Genomic DNA, 14,761 nt, shown 5'->3' with positions numbered 1-14,761 from the left:
TTGATTTGCCTCCTTTCTTTTTCGCGGGGCGCTTTGTGAGTAACGCGTATGACCGATCAACAATTGGCAATTCAGGCAATTGGCGAGGCCCAATCCATACTGGAAGAATACCTGCAACCCCGTCCTCAGAACAATGAGCGTGTCCTCGACAAGCTGGTGGAAGTTCTCGAACGCCCCGATGTGATGGCTGCCGTGAGCCGCTTGCAGCAGCGCAGTTGCTTCGAGGCGCCCAAATGAGCAAGCAGCTTTCATCAATGGCTCTGACGGCTTTCGTTGCGGCGCTGTTGTTGGGAATGCCAAGGGTGGAAGCAAAACAGCAATGCAGCGCCGCGATGCCGTCAGATCCGAACGGAAAATGGTGGTCGTATCGTCTCATCGACGGACGAAAATGCTGGTACGAAGGCAAGCCGGGGCTTTCGAAAGCCCTGCTGGAATGGCCCAAGGGCGTGGCCGCGCAACCATTGCCTAAGGACGAGCCCGCGCAACCGTCGCGCAAAGATGTCAAGAATGTCGTGAACATGGTCCCGGAGAAGCGCTTCAATCCACTGGACGCGCAGGCCTGGGCGCCGAAGGAAGCCGTGCAAGATTGGGCACCGGAGGAAGCCGTGCAAGCGCGGGCACCGAACTACATCCCCGAGACTTTTGATGCGCTATGGAGCGCGAGGATTTGGCTTTTAGGTCGCTAAAAGGTTGACCTGCGGCGCTCCGTTTTTCGCTTCGGCTTTTCTGTCCACTGATCTCTGTTGCTGAGCGCGTAGGATGGGTGGAGCGAAAGCGATACCCATCGCCTCTTCGCGCGGCATCACTGCACCTCAACGCGCCTACCTTATCCCGATGAGTTCATGTTGGTGTTGCCGCCTATTCCCCGGCGGATCGCAACTCGCTCGTCGGTCCCCATCCCTTTCGTAGAGCGCGCGGCCTTGCCGCGTCGATCGAAGAATCGCGCAGCAAAGGCCGATTTCGCGGCCCCTCTCGTCGGCCAGCGCCAAAAAACGTTTGGCAAGTCCCCCTGCGCCGATGCGCTGGCTCCACGAAGAGGCTGAGGATTACTTGGCTACTGCCCGCATAGGACAGCCACTGCTCTTCGCATCAATCGCGCAGCAGCACGGCCTCTCGAAGGGTCCGGCTCGAGCCCAAGACGGAGGCGAGGCCCAGCGCCATCAGCAGCACGCCAAGCCAGGTTGCCATCCAGCCCCACCCGTCGTCGGCCGCCTCGGCGATGGGAGAAGAGACCGGCGCAGCTGAAGGAGCGGAAACGGCAGCCGCGTCGCGTGGGGCCGGTGCGGCTGCCAGAAGCGTCTCCGCGTCGAGCCGGCGCGGCGCGGGCTGGTCAGGTGTGAGTTGATTGGTCGCGCCGTTGGCGACGGCTGCCGGCGGCACAAAGGCCGCGGCCCCCGTAGCCGGGGCGGAAGCGGCATCAACCACGTTGAGTTCGGGAGCGGGCCGCGTCGGCTGAGACGTTTCCGCCGGTGCGGAGCGCAGCATCTCCGCACGCGCATCCATGACCGCCTTGTTGCGCCGCGCGGTTTCATTCTCCTCGGGAGCGGCGACACGAGGCTTCGCGGTGCGATGACGAACCTGCTTCACCGTCGCGGTCCCATCGGCAGCCTGGAACCAGCACTTGCGGCGCCCCTCAGAGCGATAGACCCAGCGCTGCCCCTCCGCCGTCGACGTACCGGGCCGTGGCAAGCACTCCCTTTCCTTTTCCGCGGGGGCAGGCTCAGTGGCTGTCTGGGGAGGAGAGACATTGAACAAGTCTGCAAGAGGATTCGAAGACGCAGGCGAAGTCGGGAGACCTACGAGAAGTACAAAGGCAGCGATGCAAAATCGCAGATGACCGGACATGAGAACCCCAGAGTTGCGCCCCCTCGGAAACGACCTTTGGCCGCGACATGGGTCACAATAGGGCTCAAATCCGGCAAGGCGGTGGATTCATTCTGATCTGGAGAGCAAGACCGGGGCCCCGGTCCTGTAGCCGCGCGGAAGGCGTGCAAGGTGGCTTCTTATTTATCTTGAATCTCGATGGGTCGTAGAAACTCAGTAAGTCCGTTGCATCGATGTGGCGGGACTGCCCCCATGCACTGCGGCACCTCAGACCGAAGCCGTTTCAATGAATCAGATTTCGCAGTCGACTGAATTCAAAGCTTTGCGCAACCCACCAAACGCGCTTAGTCGACAGGGTTCGGTGTTGCTGGCGGCCTTTCGCCGCTCAGAAATAGTAGTTCGGTTGATAGCGGTGATCGTTGGTTTCGACTTAGGACGAGCCCCGGTAGTGACCTTCTTTGATTTGGGATCGTGTCGATGGCGGATGATCACCCTCGGGGGCTCCGAAGAACTGATACTGATGCTTTCCGACGGAGAAATGCGCTCGTCGACTAGCGCAGGCTGCGCTGGTGCCTCGCTGCTCGCAGCGGCAATTTCAAGTCGATCAGCCTTCGCCAAGGCAACATGTGAATCGGAAGTGCCTACGGTTGTCTCGACAGGGGGCTGGACGACCACTACCGCACTACGCATTGGAGTTCTGAGTTCCATTGCCGCTAGTACTCCTACACCCAATGGGATGAGGAGGCCCACCAACACCATCTTCAGCATTATGCTTCTCCACTTGTTCAGTGGCGGTGAAAATTCTCCGGTCTAATGCGACAACTTGGTGGCGGCTCACAGAATAACTCGACCCCGTAGAGCCTGTTTGCCGATAGGGTTAACGTCGGCCCGGATGTTCCGACGCGCGAATGTTGAATGGAGGAACAAGATCGCTTGCCAGGCGGAAAAGGAGGCTCGCGCCAGCCGAACGCGTGGAGAAAAAGCAAGCGTAGCCCGGATGAGTGACTTGTCCCCTAACTCAACGAGCGTAGGCGGAAGCGACATCGGGGTTGGTAATGCCGAGCCCCGCATATCGCTTTGCTCATGCGAGCTACCTGCATTTAGATCGTTAAGATTTTGTCCGACAGTAGCTATCCTCGTGAATGATCCACGAGGATGACGCGACGAGAAGCCTTCTACGTTGGGATGCCGATTTCCTTGATCGCCCGAGCAGAGATATCGGCCGGCTCGCGGATGCCGGTCTGTGCAACTTCGATGATTTTCTTGGCGAGAAGTTCAGCCAGCGGATCGCCTCGGTCAACGATGCCGATGGCGCGCAATGCTTGCTCATAGGCGGTCGTCAAGCGGCTGATCTCTTCAGGCCCCATCGGCATATTTTGCAACAGGCGATAAATCGGCATGGGGCTGTTCCCCTCGGGTGCTTTCGGTAAAGCATCATACCACGGAAGTTCGGTGCGGGAACAAGTGGCAATCGAACTGCGTTTATCGATGAGGGCAGCCGATGAGGAGGAGGCGTACATGCCAGTTCTGCTGCTTTGGGCCGTCCCGACCGTGATCGTTGTCGGTGGCCTCGGATACTATTTTCTTCGTGTTGTTCAATAAGCGGAATTGCGAGAGGAAGGGAAAGGCCCGGCTCGGATAACGACCGGGTCTTTCTCGGCCCTTGAAGGACGCTTCGCGATGGCAGACAAGCGCGCTTTGAAATTGATTGGCATCATCTTTGCCGCTTTGATCCTGATGGTTATTTCGATGGCGGCTGCAGTGGTGGCCGGTCACGCCGCGAGAAGCGTCAACGGTGATTATCTCCAAGTGCCAGACCTTCATGACTAGCTCGCGGGAATGGGCGATGCAGCGCGCGGGCGCGACGGTCATTGTCGCATTTGCCGCGAGTATGTGGGTAGCAGGACAACGAATGTCGCTCCGCTCGTCCGGGTTGCGCTTGTTGAAACCATAGAGGCGGTTACGAGCTGATCGCAGAAGTTAATCCGGGCCTCTGAGTTCAGAAGAAGAAACCCAATTGCGATCCGGAGACGGCCCGATCTTTCTGCCTCGCCGCAGATTGGCGGCTTGAAAGATCGCAACCACAACAATCAGAGGCAATAATCCAGCTGCGCCCAGCAGACCTAGTTCCATCCACATGGCAGCGCTCACTCTGTTACGCCCCACATCCATAACGTGTTTGCTTCAGAAGCAGTTCGACCGTGATCGTCAAAAGTCGCAGGAACCCAATTCCGTCTTCGGCGTTGCGCCGTAGGATGGGTAGAGCGAGGCGAAACCCATCACCTATCGACGTACGCGATCGATCGGTATCGCGTCGCTCCACCCATCCTACGTGCAGCATCGTCTTTGCGATGAGTATGTTCTCATTCCGAAGCCGTTCGTCCTTACTCCCATCGGATCGCCATCTCGCTCGTCGGCCCCCACCCCAGCCTTTCGTACAGTGGCCGACCCTGCTTGGTCGAATGCAGGATCGCATAGCCGACGCCAAGTTCGCGCGCCCTCGCCTCGGCCAGCGCCATCAACTGCGTCGCCAGACCCTTGCCGCGGTGTTCGGGCTCGACGAAGACGTTGAGGATATACGCGCGGCGGTGGTCGGTCGTATGGCTCGGATGCGGCGGCCAGTCGATGATCATCATGCCGAGGCCCGCGATCACGACGCCCGCCTCCTCCAGCATCCAGCCGAAATAGCTGCCATCGCCAAGTCGTGGTGCGAGCCATTGCTCGAAAGCCACCGTCATCGGCCGCAGCGATTCACGCGTGCGGCCGGAGGCGGCGAACATTCGCTCGCGGTGCTTGCAGATCAGTTCGAGATCATGTTCTGCGACGGGTCTTGCTGTGATGGCCATGAGACGCGGTCCCAGTAGCGTGTGGAAGGACGGAGCGACTTGTTCGCCGTAGATCCTCCAGCGAAGGCGGAAGCGATACCCATCACCCCTCCGCGCATGGAGTTAAGGGTAAGTTGGCTGCGCCCATTGCAACACAGGGAAACTGCTATATGCTAGATTCATTCGATCAGCCTGTGCCTTGTTGAATGCGCCCGCAGGCTCAATCTCTCGCTCGTCTGACGCCCGTCGCGCTTTTCCACGGATGTACTGGAAAGCGCTATGCCCGTTCGGCCCAAGGGTTGAGCGGGTTTTCGTCGTGAAATTGAGGGGAAGAACATGGTTAGCAGAAAATCGGGCGAACCTTCCCCTGAAAGCATTGCGAGAGCAAATCGTCTTAGGATCGCGGCCGAGGAGGGAAAAAAAGCTTTGGTCGATGTCGAACGGCGAGCTATTGCGGTTCGCGAAAACATGGCGCGCTTGCGAACTTTGAGGGAAGCCGAGGAAGCGAGAAGGCGCGAAGACGAGCGTAATGCGGCCGACGTGCCGGCAACCAAAAGCAAGCGGAGGAAGTCAGCTTCCAAGTAGGAGGGAAGCCTGGCTCGATGTCCATGACGAGGGCTATCGGCACGTATACCCGACTGACGCTCACTGCGGTCCCTTCCACGCGAACATTCGGCGCTGCCGCGCGGCGACCAAACGTCTCCACTCCATCGCTAACGCTTTGGCTTGCACGCGGGCAGTCGGCTGCGAATGCCTGAAACAGTTCGACGGCTAACGTCGAGAATGGCTTTCGACAGCCTTTCGGCGCGGGGCCGCGCACCAGCCTCAGGCTTCGGCTTTGATCGGATCTGCGGAAGTCTGGGCTTCATGGACAAGCCCGCAGGTCCAGCATCTCAAGGTCCAATGCTCGAAGCCGGGTCTTCCCGGCACAACGCGCAGCACCTTCACGCGGGCCTGGCACATCGGACAGCGGGACAGAGTCTCGCGGGGCGAAGGCTCGTTGGTCAGTTGCGGGTCGAGCATGTGGCGCTCCCAGTTTGCGGCGGGAGCACAACACTCTCAGTCACCGACGGTTGCCATGGACGAAGCGGTGATGACTGATAGCTTACACCGAAATAACGCCTAGCGTGTGTCAAGTAAGGGTACATAGGGAAGCTGCTATCGCTGTTTCCGGAAGTCGATACTGCGCAGGATGATGCCGGGCGATGCCCCCTCGAACTCGCTCAACTGATATTTACCGGCGGTGCAGGCTTCGACGCGCTCACGCAACCGCATGAATTTCGTCTCACGCTGGCCCGTTCTCGCGCGCACCACACCCTCCAGCTCATCCATGGCGGACCCGCAGGAGCGTCATACGTCTCACTCCTTCGAAGCGTCACGCGATCATTGCCTCAGCCGTGCTCGGTGAGCCGGTCAAAATCCTCAAGAATGGCGGCGACGAGGTCACGATGCCGCGTGTCGTCCGGCGGCAGTCCTGCGGCATACAGCGTCATAACGTAGCGCGCCTTGACGGCCGCCTCCGGCCACGAGGCGGCGGGAAACGACAGCAAGTGACGTTCGATCTCCGCTTGGCGCTCGCGCAATTCCAGCGCATGGGTCTCCACCTCCGCCAGCGCACGGCGGAGGTCGGTCGCTTTCTGCGCCGCCATCCCACGGTGGCTATCGAGGTCGAGCGGCTCGTCAGCCATCGGAAGCACTCGCATCGACGCGCTGCGCGTCCGCCAGATCGACCGAGCCAATCGAGACCATCTCCGTTGCGAGGCCGCGCGAGCCTTTCGCCGGCACCATGATCATGGTGGCGACGCGACGGAACGCCGCGAACGACAGTCCGTCGATTTTCTCCTGATCGGTGATGACCTCGTAGTCGCCGGCGGGCAACAGGCGATCGATGCCTCTGATCCGGAACGGGTGCTTGAAGGTGACGACTTCACGTCGGGACACGATAGCCACTTGCGCCTGCCTTTCCTCGAAAACGCCTGCGCGGGCGTTGGCCCCGAGAGCAGCATGCGCCCCTTCAGTACCAATAGCTATCGCTTTCTTGCCGCGCGACGAATAGATTCCTTGCCGCGTCCTGCGCGCTCATGCCGCGGTTGGCAGGAAGCGTGGTGGCGCTCGCTATTGTGGGGATATCGGCGTAGGGTCAGCGATCACCGCATTTCCTATGGCATCCATCGGTGACTGAGGGCCGCGCGCTCCCGCGCAAAGAAGCAGGAGCATTCTCTTGCGGCAATTTGGCTTGGCCGAGTGGATCGTGCCGCCCGTGATCATCCCAGTGTTTCCAGTGATCATTGTGATCGCGGTGGCCGTCCTCCATGCCTAAAGCAATTTATAGCGAGGCCGGCACTCATTCGCGCAAGGCAAGCGCATTGGGAAAACAAGCGCGAGCTGCCTCCAGGCGATCGCAATTGAAATACCTGGTCGGCGGCAATCATGAAGGCGTCCGCAAAAATCTCGGCCGCGCTACGGCGGCGGCCGCGCTCAGGAAGGCCAGGCAGCTTCTGCACCAAGGCTATGTGGACGTGAGGATCTGCACCCCCGCGCGGGCAGGTCCTCCTGGAGAACGAATTCAATCATCTCGAAAAACAGGAGGAGACCGACATGGCCAAAGAGCGACGCGGCAATCGGGAAGTCAAGAAACCCAAGAAGGAAAAGATCAAGGTGATAGCCGCCGCGCCCAGTCAGAAGGCCGGAGGCTGGCAACCGATCTTGGGTTCCAGCAAAAAGAAGTAGTTGCGTGGGGGACGCCAACGCAGAACTGCGACCGACCGCCCACTTCCTCAGCGATGCTGAAAGCCGCTGATGCATGCCTTGGGGTCACCACTCCACTATGACGGCAGCGCGTCGCAAGGTGCCCCCCATCGGGAGCACTCCGCACACAGGCTGTGAGCGGCACGACGGCGGTCATGATCGCGACCTTCCGGGTGTAGGACGTGACTAATTCAATTGCCCAAATTGCGACGCGCTGAAAACGCGTTTCGCCGGGCGGCAGCCAGCGATCCAGTATTCCAGAGACGCCAGCGATAGAGCCGATGGGCCGCGGCGTACTGGGTATCCCGCCTGCGCGGAGTACGATGAGTTCGGTGCGAGGAGAGCATTCGGATACGGCACGAGAAGCCCCGGTGTGCAATTGCACACCTGAGGTCTGGTCCTTCGGACCATCCCGGAATGACCGTCCCAATATCCCCCGTTAACCCTTTGCTAACCATACACCCGGCAAATATTGCCGGGTGAAGTCGAGTGTCGTCGGCCGCGTAAAACGGGAGGAACCCCGTGGACGCCAGTGCGGTGCCTCACTTTCGAACCGGCGGCCCTTCGGCCGCCGCGAAGACGTTTGGCGCCCGCGGGCGTCAGTCGCGGGGGGATGCGGCTACCATGGTCGATGTCACGGCGGGTCAGGGCGGCGCAGGCACGGGCGGCAAGTTTCCGAGCCTCAGCGAAATCGGCGATGTCCTCAAGCGCGGCGATCTGGCGCTGGCGCTCGGCGTCCTCATCATCCTGGTGGTGCTGATCCTGCCGCTGCCGGCGATCGTGCTCGACCTGTTCCTGGCGATCTCGATCACGGTGTCGATTCTGATCCTGATGACCTCGCTGTTCATCCAGGCGCCGCTGGAATTCTCCGCATTCCCGACCGTGCTCTTGATCTCGACCATGCTGCGGCTGTCGCTGAACATGGCCTCGACGCGGTTGATCCTGTCGCACGGCCACGAAGGCACCGCGGCCGCCGGCCACGTCATCGAGGCGTTCGGCAATTTCGTGATGTCAGGTAATTTCGTCATCGGAATTATCGTGTTCGCGATTCTGGTGATCGTGAACTTCGTCGTCATCACCAAGGGTTCGGGCCGCATCGCCGAAGTCGCCGCCCGCTTCCAGCTGGATTCGATGCCCGGCAAGCAGATGGCGATCGACGCCGACCTCTCCGCCGGCCTGATCGACGAAAAGACCGCCAAGGCACGCCGCAAGGAACTCGAGGACGAAAGCGGCTTCTTCGGCGCCATGGACGGTGCCTCGAAATTCGTCCGCGGCGATGCCATCGCGGGCTTGCTGATCGTGTTCATCAACATCGTCGGCGGCATCATCATCGGCGTAGCCCAACAGGGCATGAGCTTTGGCGATGCCGCCCGCACCTACACCATCCTGACGGTCGGCGACGGCCTGGTGACGCAGGTGCCGGCGCTGATCGTCTCGACCGCCGCTGGCCTGCTGGTGTCGAAGGCCGGCATCACCGGTGCCGCCGACAAGGCGCTGATGAAGCAGCTTTCGGGTTATCCGCAGGCGCTCGGCATGTCCGCCGGCGTGATGCTGGTGCTGGCGCTGCTGCCGGGCATTCCGATGATCCCGTTCCTCGCGCTCGGCGGCGGCGCCGCAGCGCTGGCCTGGAAGGCGCGCAACCGCAACGGCGCCGCCAGGGAGGCGGAAGCGGCCGCAGCGGCAGCGCCCGAACTCGCAGCCGCAGCCGCCCAGGCCGCGGCCGAAGAGCCGATCGCCACCGCCCTCAAGATCGACGACCTCAAGATCGAACTCGGCTACGCGCTGCTGCCGCTGGTCAACGGCCCTGACGGCACCGACCGCCTGACCGAACAGATCAAGGCGCTGCGCCGCTCGCTCGCGATCGAAATGGGCTTTGTGATGCCGGCGGTGCGCATCCTCGACAACGTCCAGCTCGAGGCCAACACCTACGTCATCAAGATCAAGGAGGTGGACGCCGGCTCCGGCAAGATCTGGCCGAACCAGTTCATGGTCATGGACCCCGCCGGTAACCAGGTCGGCGTGCCCGGCATCCACACCGTTGAGCCGACCTTCGGCCTGCCGGCCACCTGGGTCGATGCGGCTCTGAAGGAAGAGGCCTCGCTGAAGGGCTACACCGTTGTCGATGCGGCCACCGTGCTGTCGACGCACCTGACCGAGCTGCTCAAGAACAACATGAGCGACCTGCTGTCCTATGGCGAGGTGCAGAAGCTCCTGAAGGACCTGCCGAAGGAGCAGGGTGAACTGGTCAAGGACATCGTGCCGAGCCAGGTCACGGTTTCGGGCATCCAGCGCGTGCTGCAGCTCCTCCTGGCCGAGCGGATCTCTATCCGCGACCTCTCCACCATCCTCGAAGGCATCGCGGACGCGCTCGCCTTCTCGCGCAACCCCACCATCATGGTCGAGCATGTCCGCGCGCGGCTGGCGCGCCAGATCTGCGCGCAGAACACCACCTACAACGGCTATCTGCCGCTGATCGCGCTGTCGGCGCGCTGGGAGCAGGCGTTCGCGGAATCGATCGTGGGTCAGGGCGAGGAGCGCAGCCTCGCGATGCAGCCCTCAAAGTTGTCGGAGTTCATGACCTCCGTGCGCAACGCCTTCGAGCAGGCGGCACGCGAGGGCGAGGCGCCGGTACTGGTTACCTCGGCTGCAATCCGCCCGTTCGTGCGCTCGCTGGTCGAACGCTTCCGCTCGCAAACCACTGTCTTGTCGCAGGCCGAGATCCATCCGCGCGCGCGGCTGAAGACGGTCGGCAGTGTCTAGGAAGGCGTGCGGCGGGGCGCAAATCAGCGGTAAAAATGGCGAGGCGATTTCGCCACATGCAAACGGTTTGTTAGAATCGGGAAAATTGGCGAGATTCTGCGCCGCCAGCGCTTCGGCTGGCATAACGTATTGTAGCAGATAAACAATCGTTCATTTTCGTCGCCCGCGCGCGCCTCCTTGATCGCAGCCGTTCAAGTCTTTTCACCGCCTTGTGATCGCCTCTTTGGAACTGAACGGCGGATTCCTACGTTTCCTGACGCGAGACGTTGAACCAACCTGCGGACGCATCCAACAAATCCGTAGGCGGGAAGGCGGCAGGAGACTTCCATGAACCACTCGATCTACAGCGCAGATCGCACGACCCATCTCAAGATCGTGGTCGTGGCGCTCGTGGCAGGTATCGTGGTCGCCGGGTTCAGCATCTCCGCACGCACGACCTCGGATGAAGGTCTCACCCAGACCGCGAGCACGCGCGTGATGAAGGCCGGCAAGCCGGTCGCGATTACCAGCTCAGGCAACTCAGTCGTACGCTAAAGGAGAGATTTCACGGAATTCACGCGGCTCTTTACAGCCCCCCAAAGTCGCCGTGTGGATAATCAAGACCCCAACTACCCCCAAGTTGACTACGAAAACGCCCGCTCCCCACGGGCGTTTTCTTTTTGTGGGGTGTAGCGCCGTCGGAATTGTACCTTAGCCTAATGTCCGGAATGCCCATCGCCAGCAGATGATTTGTCACCGCCTAGCCATTCGGTCCCTGTTCCTGAATCGCTTGCATCTTTGTCCGATTTCACTTTCGTGCCTTGGCGAAGCGCAAAACCGATAAAGCCGACGAGGAGCAAGAGAGCAAGAAGTGGCCCCAGCCAGGTAGGCACCGCGAACTCCATTTCGATCGTCTTAACGTGGCGGAGCGCCAGCCGGCACCGTCTCGATCAGCTTGCCGGTAAAGATCGGCGCCGAGGTCGGCTTGCCGCTCGGCGAGCCGCCGGCCTGCTCGACGGTAACCGCATAGGTCGCGGCGTTGATCGTGCCGGCCTCGAAGTCGGCCAACACCGGACGCGCGGTGAAATCGCTGCCGCCGATCACGCCGAGCGAGCGCGGTTGCGGCAGCTTGTCGGAGATCAGCCAGAGCTCAAAACTCTTGCCTGGCTCGGCGTCGGCACCGACCTTGCGGACGGTGAAATTCTTCGTCGCCGCATCGACCGTCAGGATGAACGCGGGCGAGCCGCCGTCGCGCTGCAGCAACGCGACATATTGCGCTGACGGCACCGGCGATGGCGCCGGCGTCTTCACCTCGACCGTCTGGATCCGCGGCTTTGGCCGCAGCGCCTCGGGCAACAGATCCGGCTGATAGACCTGCACCGCCAGCATCGCGACCAGCGCCGCGGCCAGCGCGCTGGCAATGGAAGCAACATTGCGCCAGCGCTTTGCGCGACTGGCGAACTGGATGACGTTCGAATTGTCCGCGACCGTATTGTCCTGTACGGCCGGCGCCGCCTCGGCCACGACCGGTGCCACCACCGGCTCGGCTGCAGGCTGAGGCGTCGGTGCAGGCTGCCCCGCCTCGGGCAGCACCAGCGGCGCCCGTTGCTCGGTGGAATGTCCGATCGCGGCCTTGATGTTTTCCCATACGATCGGCCGCGGTTCGACGGAGCCGACCATCTGGTTCAGCACCCCCAGCCGGTATTCCCAGGCGTGGACGAGCGCGCTGTAATCGGTGTCGACGGCCATCATGGTCTCGACCTGCGCGCGCTCGTCGGCATCGAGAGTGCCGAGCGCGTATTCCGCGGCGAGCGCGATATGGTCTTCGCTATGGGCCATCGTTCAAGATCCGGACCGCTAGAGCCCGAGACACTCCCTTATATCCATCATGCTGCGGCGCAGCCACGTCTTCACCGTATTCACTGGCGTCTCGAACTTGGCGGCGAGCTGCTCGCGGCTCCAGCCGTTGTAATAGGCAAGGAGCACGAGCTTCTGCCGGTCCGGCTCGAGACGGCCGACGCATTCCAGCAACCGCTTCAACTCTTCCGTCATCTCGCGCCGCGTCAGCGGATCGGGCGAATCGGCTGCCACTTCCATCGCGGCCGGCTCCTCCTCAATCGAGCTTTCGCTCTTCTTGCGCACCACGTCGATCGCCCGGTTGCGCGCGATCGACGCCATCCATGTGATCGGCGAAGACAGGGCCGGGTTGAACTGGCCGGCACTGTTCCAGATCTTGACGTAAGCCTCCTGAATGACCTCCTCCGCGAGGTCCTGACGCCGCAAGATACGGAGCACGACGCCGAAGAGTTTCGCGCGCGTGGCGGCGTACAGGCGCTCAAAAGCGGCCTCGTCCCCCTTCGCCACCGCGGCAATCAGCCAGACCAGCTCCGCTGGCGTCAGCATTCAACGTCCCCCAAATCGCGACCCTCCATCGCGTCTTACGCCGGAGCAATCGAGAAGTTTCGTAGCATACCTTGCGTCAAAAGGGCCACCAAGTGGCGCGGGCCGGCGAGCCCGCAACGAAAAACCCGGGCCTTGCGGCCCGGGTTTTCGATTGTGTCGAAATCAGCGGAGGCTCGTCAGGCGACGCCAAGCCGGGCGCGCATCAGGCCGATTGAGTCCATGTCGGCCTGCTCCCGGGCGCTCTCCTCGGCGCGCTCGCGCGCCTGGTCGCGCTCGTCGAGCAACTCGACCTTCTTCAGCTCCTCGAACGCTTCGCTCAACAGGCTCTTGGCGTCTTCGAGCTGGATGCGCAGTTCGTCGGCGGAGCGGGTCAGGTTTTCGCGGCGCTGGATCGCGGCCTTGGCATAGGTCGGGTAGGCGAAATGGGTCGGATCGTTGATCCCGGCCCGCTCCTGCTCGGTCTGGATTTCGCGCTCGAGATCGACCGACATGCGCTGGAAGTCGGCAATCATGCCTTCGATCTGGGTAACCCTACGGCGCTTCTCGTCGACCTGAAATTTCTTCAGGCGGATCAGCGTTTCTCGTGACTTCATCGACTCATACTCCCCAGAAGTCCCAATCTGAACGCGGGACGGAGCCGGCTCCCCGGGGGGCCCCACCGGCGTCGTTAATCATGTGCCGGGGATGATGGCCTGACAAAGTTAGCGTTCCGTTTCCAAATTGCTGAGGATGTGCGCCAAGTGGCGATAGCCGTCATCCAGGCTTGATTTTTCATCCTTGGCCTGGCGCAAAAAGCCTTCGAGCGGCTCATGCAGCTTTACTGCCTCGTCGACCTCCGGACTGGAACCCGCGCGGTAGGCGCCTAGCCGGATCAGCTCCTCCATATCGGCGTAGGTCGCCATCACCTGCCGAGCCCGCGTGATCACGGGCAGATAGTCGGGATTGGCCGAGCGCGGCATGGTGCGCGAGACCGATTTGAGGATGTTGATCGCGGGAAACCGGCCACGTTCCGCAATCGAGCGTTGCATCACGATGTGGCCATCCAGAATGCCGCGCACCGCGTCCGCGATCGGCTCGTTATGATCATCGCCGTCGACCAGCACCGTGAAGATAGCGGTGATGGTGCCGATGCCGGTTCCCGGCCCTGCCCGCTCCAGCAGCTTCGGCAGTTCCGTAAACACCGTCGGCGTATAGCCCTTGGCGGTGGGCGGCTCGCCGGCCGACAGACCGATCTCGCGCTGCGCCATCGCAAAGCGCGTGACGGAGTCCATCAGGCACAGCACGTCCTTGTCCTCGTCGCGGAAATACTCTGATATCGCGAGTGTCAGATAGGCGGCCTGCCGCCGCATCAGAGCGGGCTCGTCCGACGTTGCGACCACCACGACCGAGCGTGCCAGCCCCTCGTCGCCGAGATCCTCCTGCAGAAATTCCTGCACCTCGCGGCCACGTTCGCCAATCAGGCCGATGACGGTAATGTCGGCATCGACATTACGCGCCAGCATCGACAGCAGCACCGATTTGCCGACGCCGGAACCGGCGAAGATGCCGAGCCGCTGGCCGCGGCAACAGGTCAGGAAAGTATTGAGCGCCCGCACCCCGAGATCGAGCGGCGGGCCGACTCGCTTGCGCGAATGCGCCGGCGGCGGCGCGTTGCGATAGGCCATCGGCGATGGACCCTGCACCAGCGGCCCCTTGCCGTCGATCGGTTCCCCCATGGCATTGACGACGCGGCCGAGCCAGGCCGGTGACGGCCGCACCTGACTGGCCGCGGTCGCAATGACCGCACGGCAACCGCGCCTGACACCGTCGAGCCCACCGAACGGCATGACGACAGCATTGCTGCCGGAAAACCCGATGACCTCAGCCGGGATGAGTCGGTTCCCGCCGGTATCGATGACGATCCGCGCGCCGACCGACATTGCATGGATCGGCCCCGCGATCTCGACCATCAGCCCGCGCACGCCCACAACACGGCCATATATATTGACGCCGTCGATATCGCCGATTTGCTCCGCGAGTGCCTTCATTGCGAAAACCTTAAGTTTCCACGTTTTAGCCGGTACCGCTTAACCTCGTGTTTACCCGCATCATTAATCATTGCGTCACTGTCTTTGGTGACTGAGAGCGCTTGCCCGTCAGAAGAAGGGTAAGTCGCGGGAGTCGGTTAGGCCCGCCTCTTAATGTGGAGACTGAGCGCGCACGGTTGGGAAAAGCTGCTTCGA

At 61.8% G+C, this 14,761-nt stretch carries 17 protein-coding genes; 6 read left to right on the top strand and 11 right to left on the bottom strand.

Features of this window, described 5'->3' with window-relative positions; genetic code table 11:
* The first annotated feature begins 48 nt into the window (after positions 1-48).
* Together ACH79_RS17575 and ACH79_RS42995 are read left to right on the top strand one after the other, a co-directional pair.
* On the top strand, positions 49-237 hold the full coding sequence (locus tag ACH79_RS17575) for a hypothetical protein (protein ID WP_161852112.1): 189 nt from the start codon (positions 49-51) through the stop codon (positions 235-237).
* Complete coding sequence (locus tag ACH79_RS42995; RefSeq protein WP_202639392.1) at positions 234-686, top strand: hypothetical protein; 453 nt, start codon at positions 234-236, stop codon at positions 684-686. Before ACH79_RS17575 ends, ACH79_RS42995 begins: the two co-directional genes overlap by 4 nt.
* Before the next feature lie 403 nt (positions 687-1,089).
* Here ACH79_RS42995 and ACH79_RS17570 read toward each other — a convergent pair whose 3' ends face one another.
* Together ACH79_RS17570 and ACH79_RS17565 are read right to left on the bottom strand one after the other, a co-directional pair.
* Entirely contained in the window at positions 1,090-1,689 is a 600-nt protein-coding gene (locus ACH79_RS17570) for a hypothetical protein (protein WP_246738579.1), read from the bottom strand.
* Between the two features lie 1,310 nt (positions 1,690-2,999).
* Positions 3,000-3,224 carry a hypothetical protein gene (locus tag ACH79_RS17565; protein WP_161852110.1) on the bottom strand — a complete coding sequence of 75 codons (225 nt, stop codon included), beginning with the start codon at positions 3,222-3,224 and terminating at the stop codon, positions 3,000-3,002.
* Between the two features lie 280 nt (positions 3,225-3,504).
* On the opposite strand from ACH79_RS17565, the gene ACH79_RS17560 reads away from it, so the two are divergent.
* Entirely contained in the window at positions 3,505-3,654 is a 150-nt protein-coding gene (locus tag ACH79_RS17560) for a hypothetical protein (protein ID WP_161852109.1), read from the top strand.
* A 554-nt stretch (positions 3,655-4,208) separates the two neighbouring features.
* Here the strand turns inward: ACH79_RS17560 and ACH79_RS17555 are convergent.
* The 5 genes from ACH79_RS17555 to ACH79_RS17535 form a co-directional block, all read right to left on the bottom strand.
* The gene (locus ACH79_RS17555; protein WP_161852108.1) at positions 4,209-4,670 is read right to left on the bottom strand and encodes a GNAT family N-acetyltransferase; all 462 of its coding nucleotides are present in this window, start codon (positions 4,668-4,670) and stop codon (positions 4,209-4,211) included.
* An 804-nt stretch (positions 4,671-5,474) separates the two neighbouring features.
* Positions 5,475-5,672 (bottom strand): hypothetical protein, encoded by a 198-nt coding sequence (locus ACH79_RS17550; RefSeq protein WP_161852107.1) that lies wholly within the window; start codon positions 5,670-5,672, stop codon positions 5,475-5,477.
* Positions 5,673-5,807: 135 nt separating this feature from the next.
* A complete protein-coding gene (locus tag ACH79_RS17545) occupies positions 5,808-5,981 on the bottom strand; it encodes a hypothetical protein (RefSeq protein WP_161852106.1) in 174 nt (57 codons plus the stop codon).
* 59 nt (positions 5,982-6,040) lie between these two features.
* Positions 6,041-6,337, bottom strand: a complete 297-nt coding sequence (locus ACH79_RS17540) for a hypothetical protein (protein WP_161852105.1) — start codon at positions 6,335-6,337, stop codon at positions 6,041-6,043.
* Positions 6,330-6,599, bottom strand: a complete 270-nt coding sequence (locus tag ACH79_RS17535) for a hypothetical protein (RefSeq protein ID WP_161852104.1) — start codon at positions 6,597-6,599, stop codon at positions 6,330-6,332. The genes ACH79_RS17540 and ACH79_RS17535 overlap by 8 nt, the downstream gene beginning before the upstream one ends.
* A gap of 648 nt (positions 6,600-7,247) precedes the next feature.
* Here ACH79_RS17535 and ACH79_RS44780 point away from each other — a divergent pair.
* The 3 genes from ACH79_RS44780 to ACH79_RS17525 all read left to right on the top strand — a co-directional run bounded on the left by ACH79_RS44780 (position 7,248) and on the right by ACH79_RS17525 (position 10,691).
* Positions 7,248-7,379 (top strand): hypothetical protein, encoded by a 132-nt coding sequence (locus ACH79_RS44780; protein ID WP_256380321.1) that lies wholly within the window; start codon positions 7,248-7,250, stop codon positions 7,377-7,379.
* A gap of 642 nt (positions 7,380-8,021) precedes the next feature.
* Positions 8,022-10,157, top strand: coding sequence for a flagellar biosynthesis protein FlhA (gene flhA, locus ACH79_RS17530; protein ID WP_161856417.1), 2,136 nt, complete (start codon positions 8,022-8,024; stop codon positions 10,155-10,157).
* Between the two features lie 327 nt (positions 10,158-10,484).
* Positions 10,485-10,691: a hypothetical protein gene (locus ACH79_RS17525; RefSeq protein WP_161852103.1), complete on the top strand. Its 207-nt coding sequence runs from the start codon at positions 10,485-10,487 to the stop codon at positions 10,689-10,691.
* A gap of 360 nt (positions 10,692-11,051) precedes the next feature.
* Here ACH79_RS17525 and ACH79_RS17520 read toward each other — a convergent pair whose 3' ends face one another.
* From ACH79_RS17520 to fliI, 4 genes are all read right to left on the bottom strand, one after another.
* Entirely contained in the window at positions 11,052-11,975 is a 924-nt protein-coding gene (locus ACH79_RS17520; RefSeq protein WP_161852102.1) for an anti-sigma factor domain-containing protein, read from the bottom strand.
* An 18-nt stretch (positions 11,976-11,993) separates the two neighbouring features.
* Positions 11,994-12,539, bottom strand: a complete 546-nt coding sequence (locus tag ACH79_RS17515; protein ID WP_161852101.1) for a sigma-70 family RNA polymerase sigma factor — start codon at positions 12,537-12,539, stop codon at positions 11,994-11,996.
* A gap of 176 nt (positions 12,540-12,715) precedes the next feature.
* Complete coding sequence (fliJ, locus tag ACH79_RS17510) at positions 12,716-13,132, bottom strand: flagellar export protein FliJ (RefSeq protein ID WP_161852100.1); 417 nt, start codon at positions 13,130-13,132, stop codon at positions 12,716-12,718.
* A gap of 108 nt (positions 13,133-13,240) precedes the next feature.
* A complete protein-coding gene (fliI, locus tag ACH79_RS17505; protein ID WP_161852099.1) occupies positions 13,241-14,566 on the bottom strand; it encodes a flagellar protein export ATPase FliI in 1,326 nt (441 codons plus the stop codon).
* Positions 14,567-14,761: the final 195 nt, after the last annotated feature.

This window comes from Bradyrhizobium sp. CCBAU 051011 (genome assembly GCF_009930815.1).
Lineage (GTDB): Bacteria > Pseudomonadota > Alphaproteobacteria > Rhizobiales > Xanthobacteraceae > Bradyrhizobium.
This window is presented reverse-complemented; position numbering and strand designations above follow the sequence as displayed.

Bases quoted from the DNA above. Each gene is read 5' to 3' on its own strand.
- ACH79_RS17545 (WP_161852106.1), bottom strand. From the start codon at position 5,981: ATGGATGAGCTGGAGGGTGTGGTGCGCGCGAGAACGGGCCAGCGTGAG.
- ACH79_RS17575 (WP_161852112.1), top strand. From the start codon at position 49: ATGACCGATCAACAATTGGCAATTCAGGCAATTGGCGAGGCCCAATCC.
- ACH79_RS17515 (WP_161852101.1), bottom strand. From the start codon at position 12,539: ATGCTGACGCCAGCGGAGCTGGTCTGGCTGATTGCCGCGGTGGCGAAG.
- flhA (WP_161856417.1), top strand. From the start codon at position 8,022: ATGGTCGATGTCACGGCGGGTCAGGGCGGCGCAGGCACGGGCGGCAAG.
- ACH79_RS17565 (WP_161852110.1), bottom strand. From the start codon at position 3,224: ATGCCGATTTATCGCCTGTTGCAAAATATGCCGATGGGGCCTGAAGAG.
- ACH79_RS42995 (WP_202639392.1), top strand. From the start codon at position 234: ATGAGCAAGCAGCTTTCATCAATGGCTCTGACGGCTTTCGTTGCGGCG.
- ACH79_RS17550 (WP_161852107.1), bottom strand. From the start codon at position 5,672: ATGCTCGACCCGCAACTGACCAACGAGCCTTCGCCCCGCGAGACTCTG.
- ACH79_RS17540 (WP_161852105.1), bottom strand. From the start codon at position 6,337: ATGGCTGACGAGCCGCTCGACCTCGATAGCCACCGTGGGATGGCGGCG.
- ACH79_RS17520 (WP_161852102.1), bottom strand. From the start codon at position 11,975: ATGGCCCATAGCGAAGACCATATCGCGCTCGCCGCGGAATACGCGCTC.
- fliI (WP_161852099.1), bottom strand. From the start codon at position 14,566: ATGAAGGCACTCGCGGAGCAAATCGGCGATATCGACGGCGTCAATATA.
- ACH79_RS17555 (WP_161852108.1), bottom strand. From the start codon at position 4,670: ATGGCCATCACAGCAAGACCCGTCGCAGAACATGATCTCGAACTGATC.
- fliJ (WP_161852100.1), bottom strand. From the start codon at position 13,132: ATGAAGTCACGAGAAACGCTGATCCGCCTGAAGAAATTTCAGGTCGAC.
- ACH79_RS17560 (WP_161852109.1), top strand. From the start codon at position 3,505: ATGGCAGACAAGCGCGCTTTGAAATTGATTGGCATCATCTTTGCCGCT.
- ACH79_RS44780 (WP_256380321.1), top strand. From the start codon at position 7,248: ATGGCCAAAGAGCGACGCGGCAATCGGGAAGTCAAGAAACCCAAGAAG.
- ACH79_RS17525 (WP_161852103.1), top strand. From the start codon at position 10,485: ATGAACCACTCGATCTACAGCGCAGATCGCACGACCCATCTCAAGATC.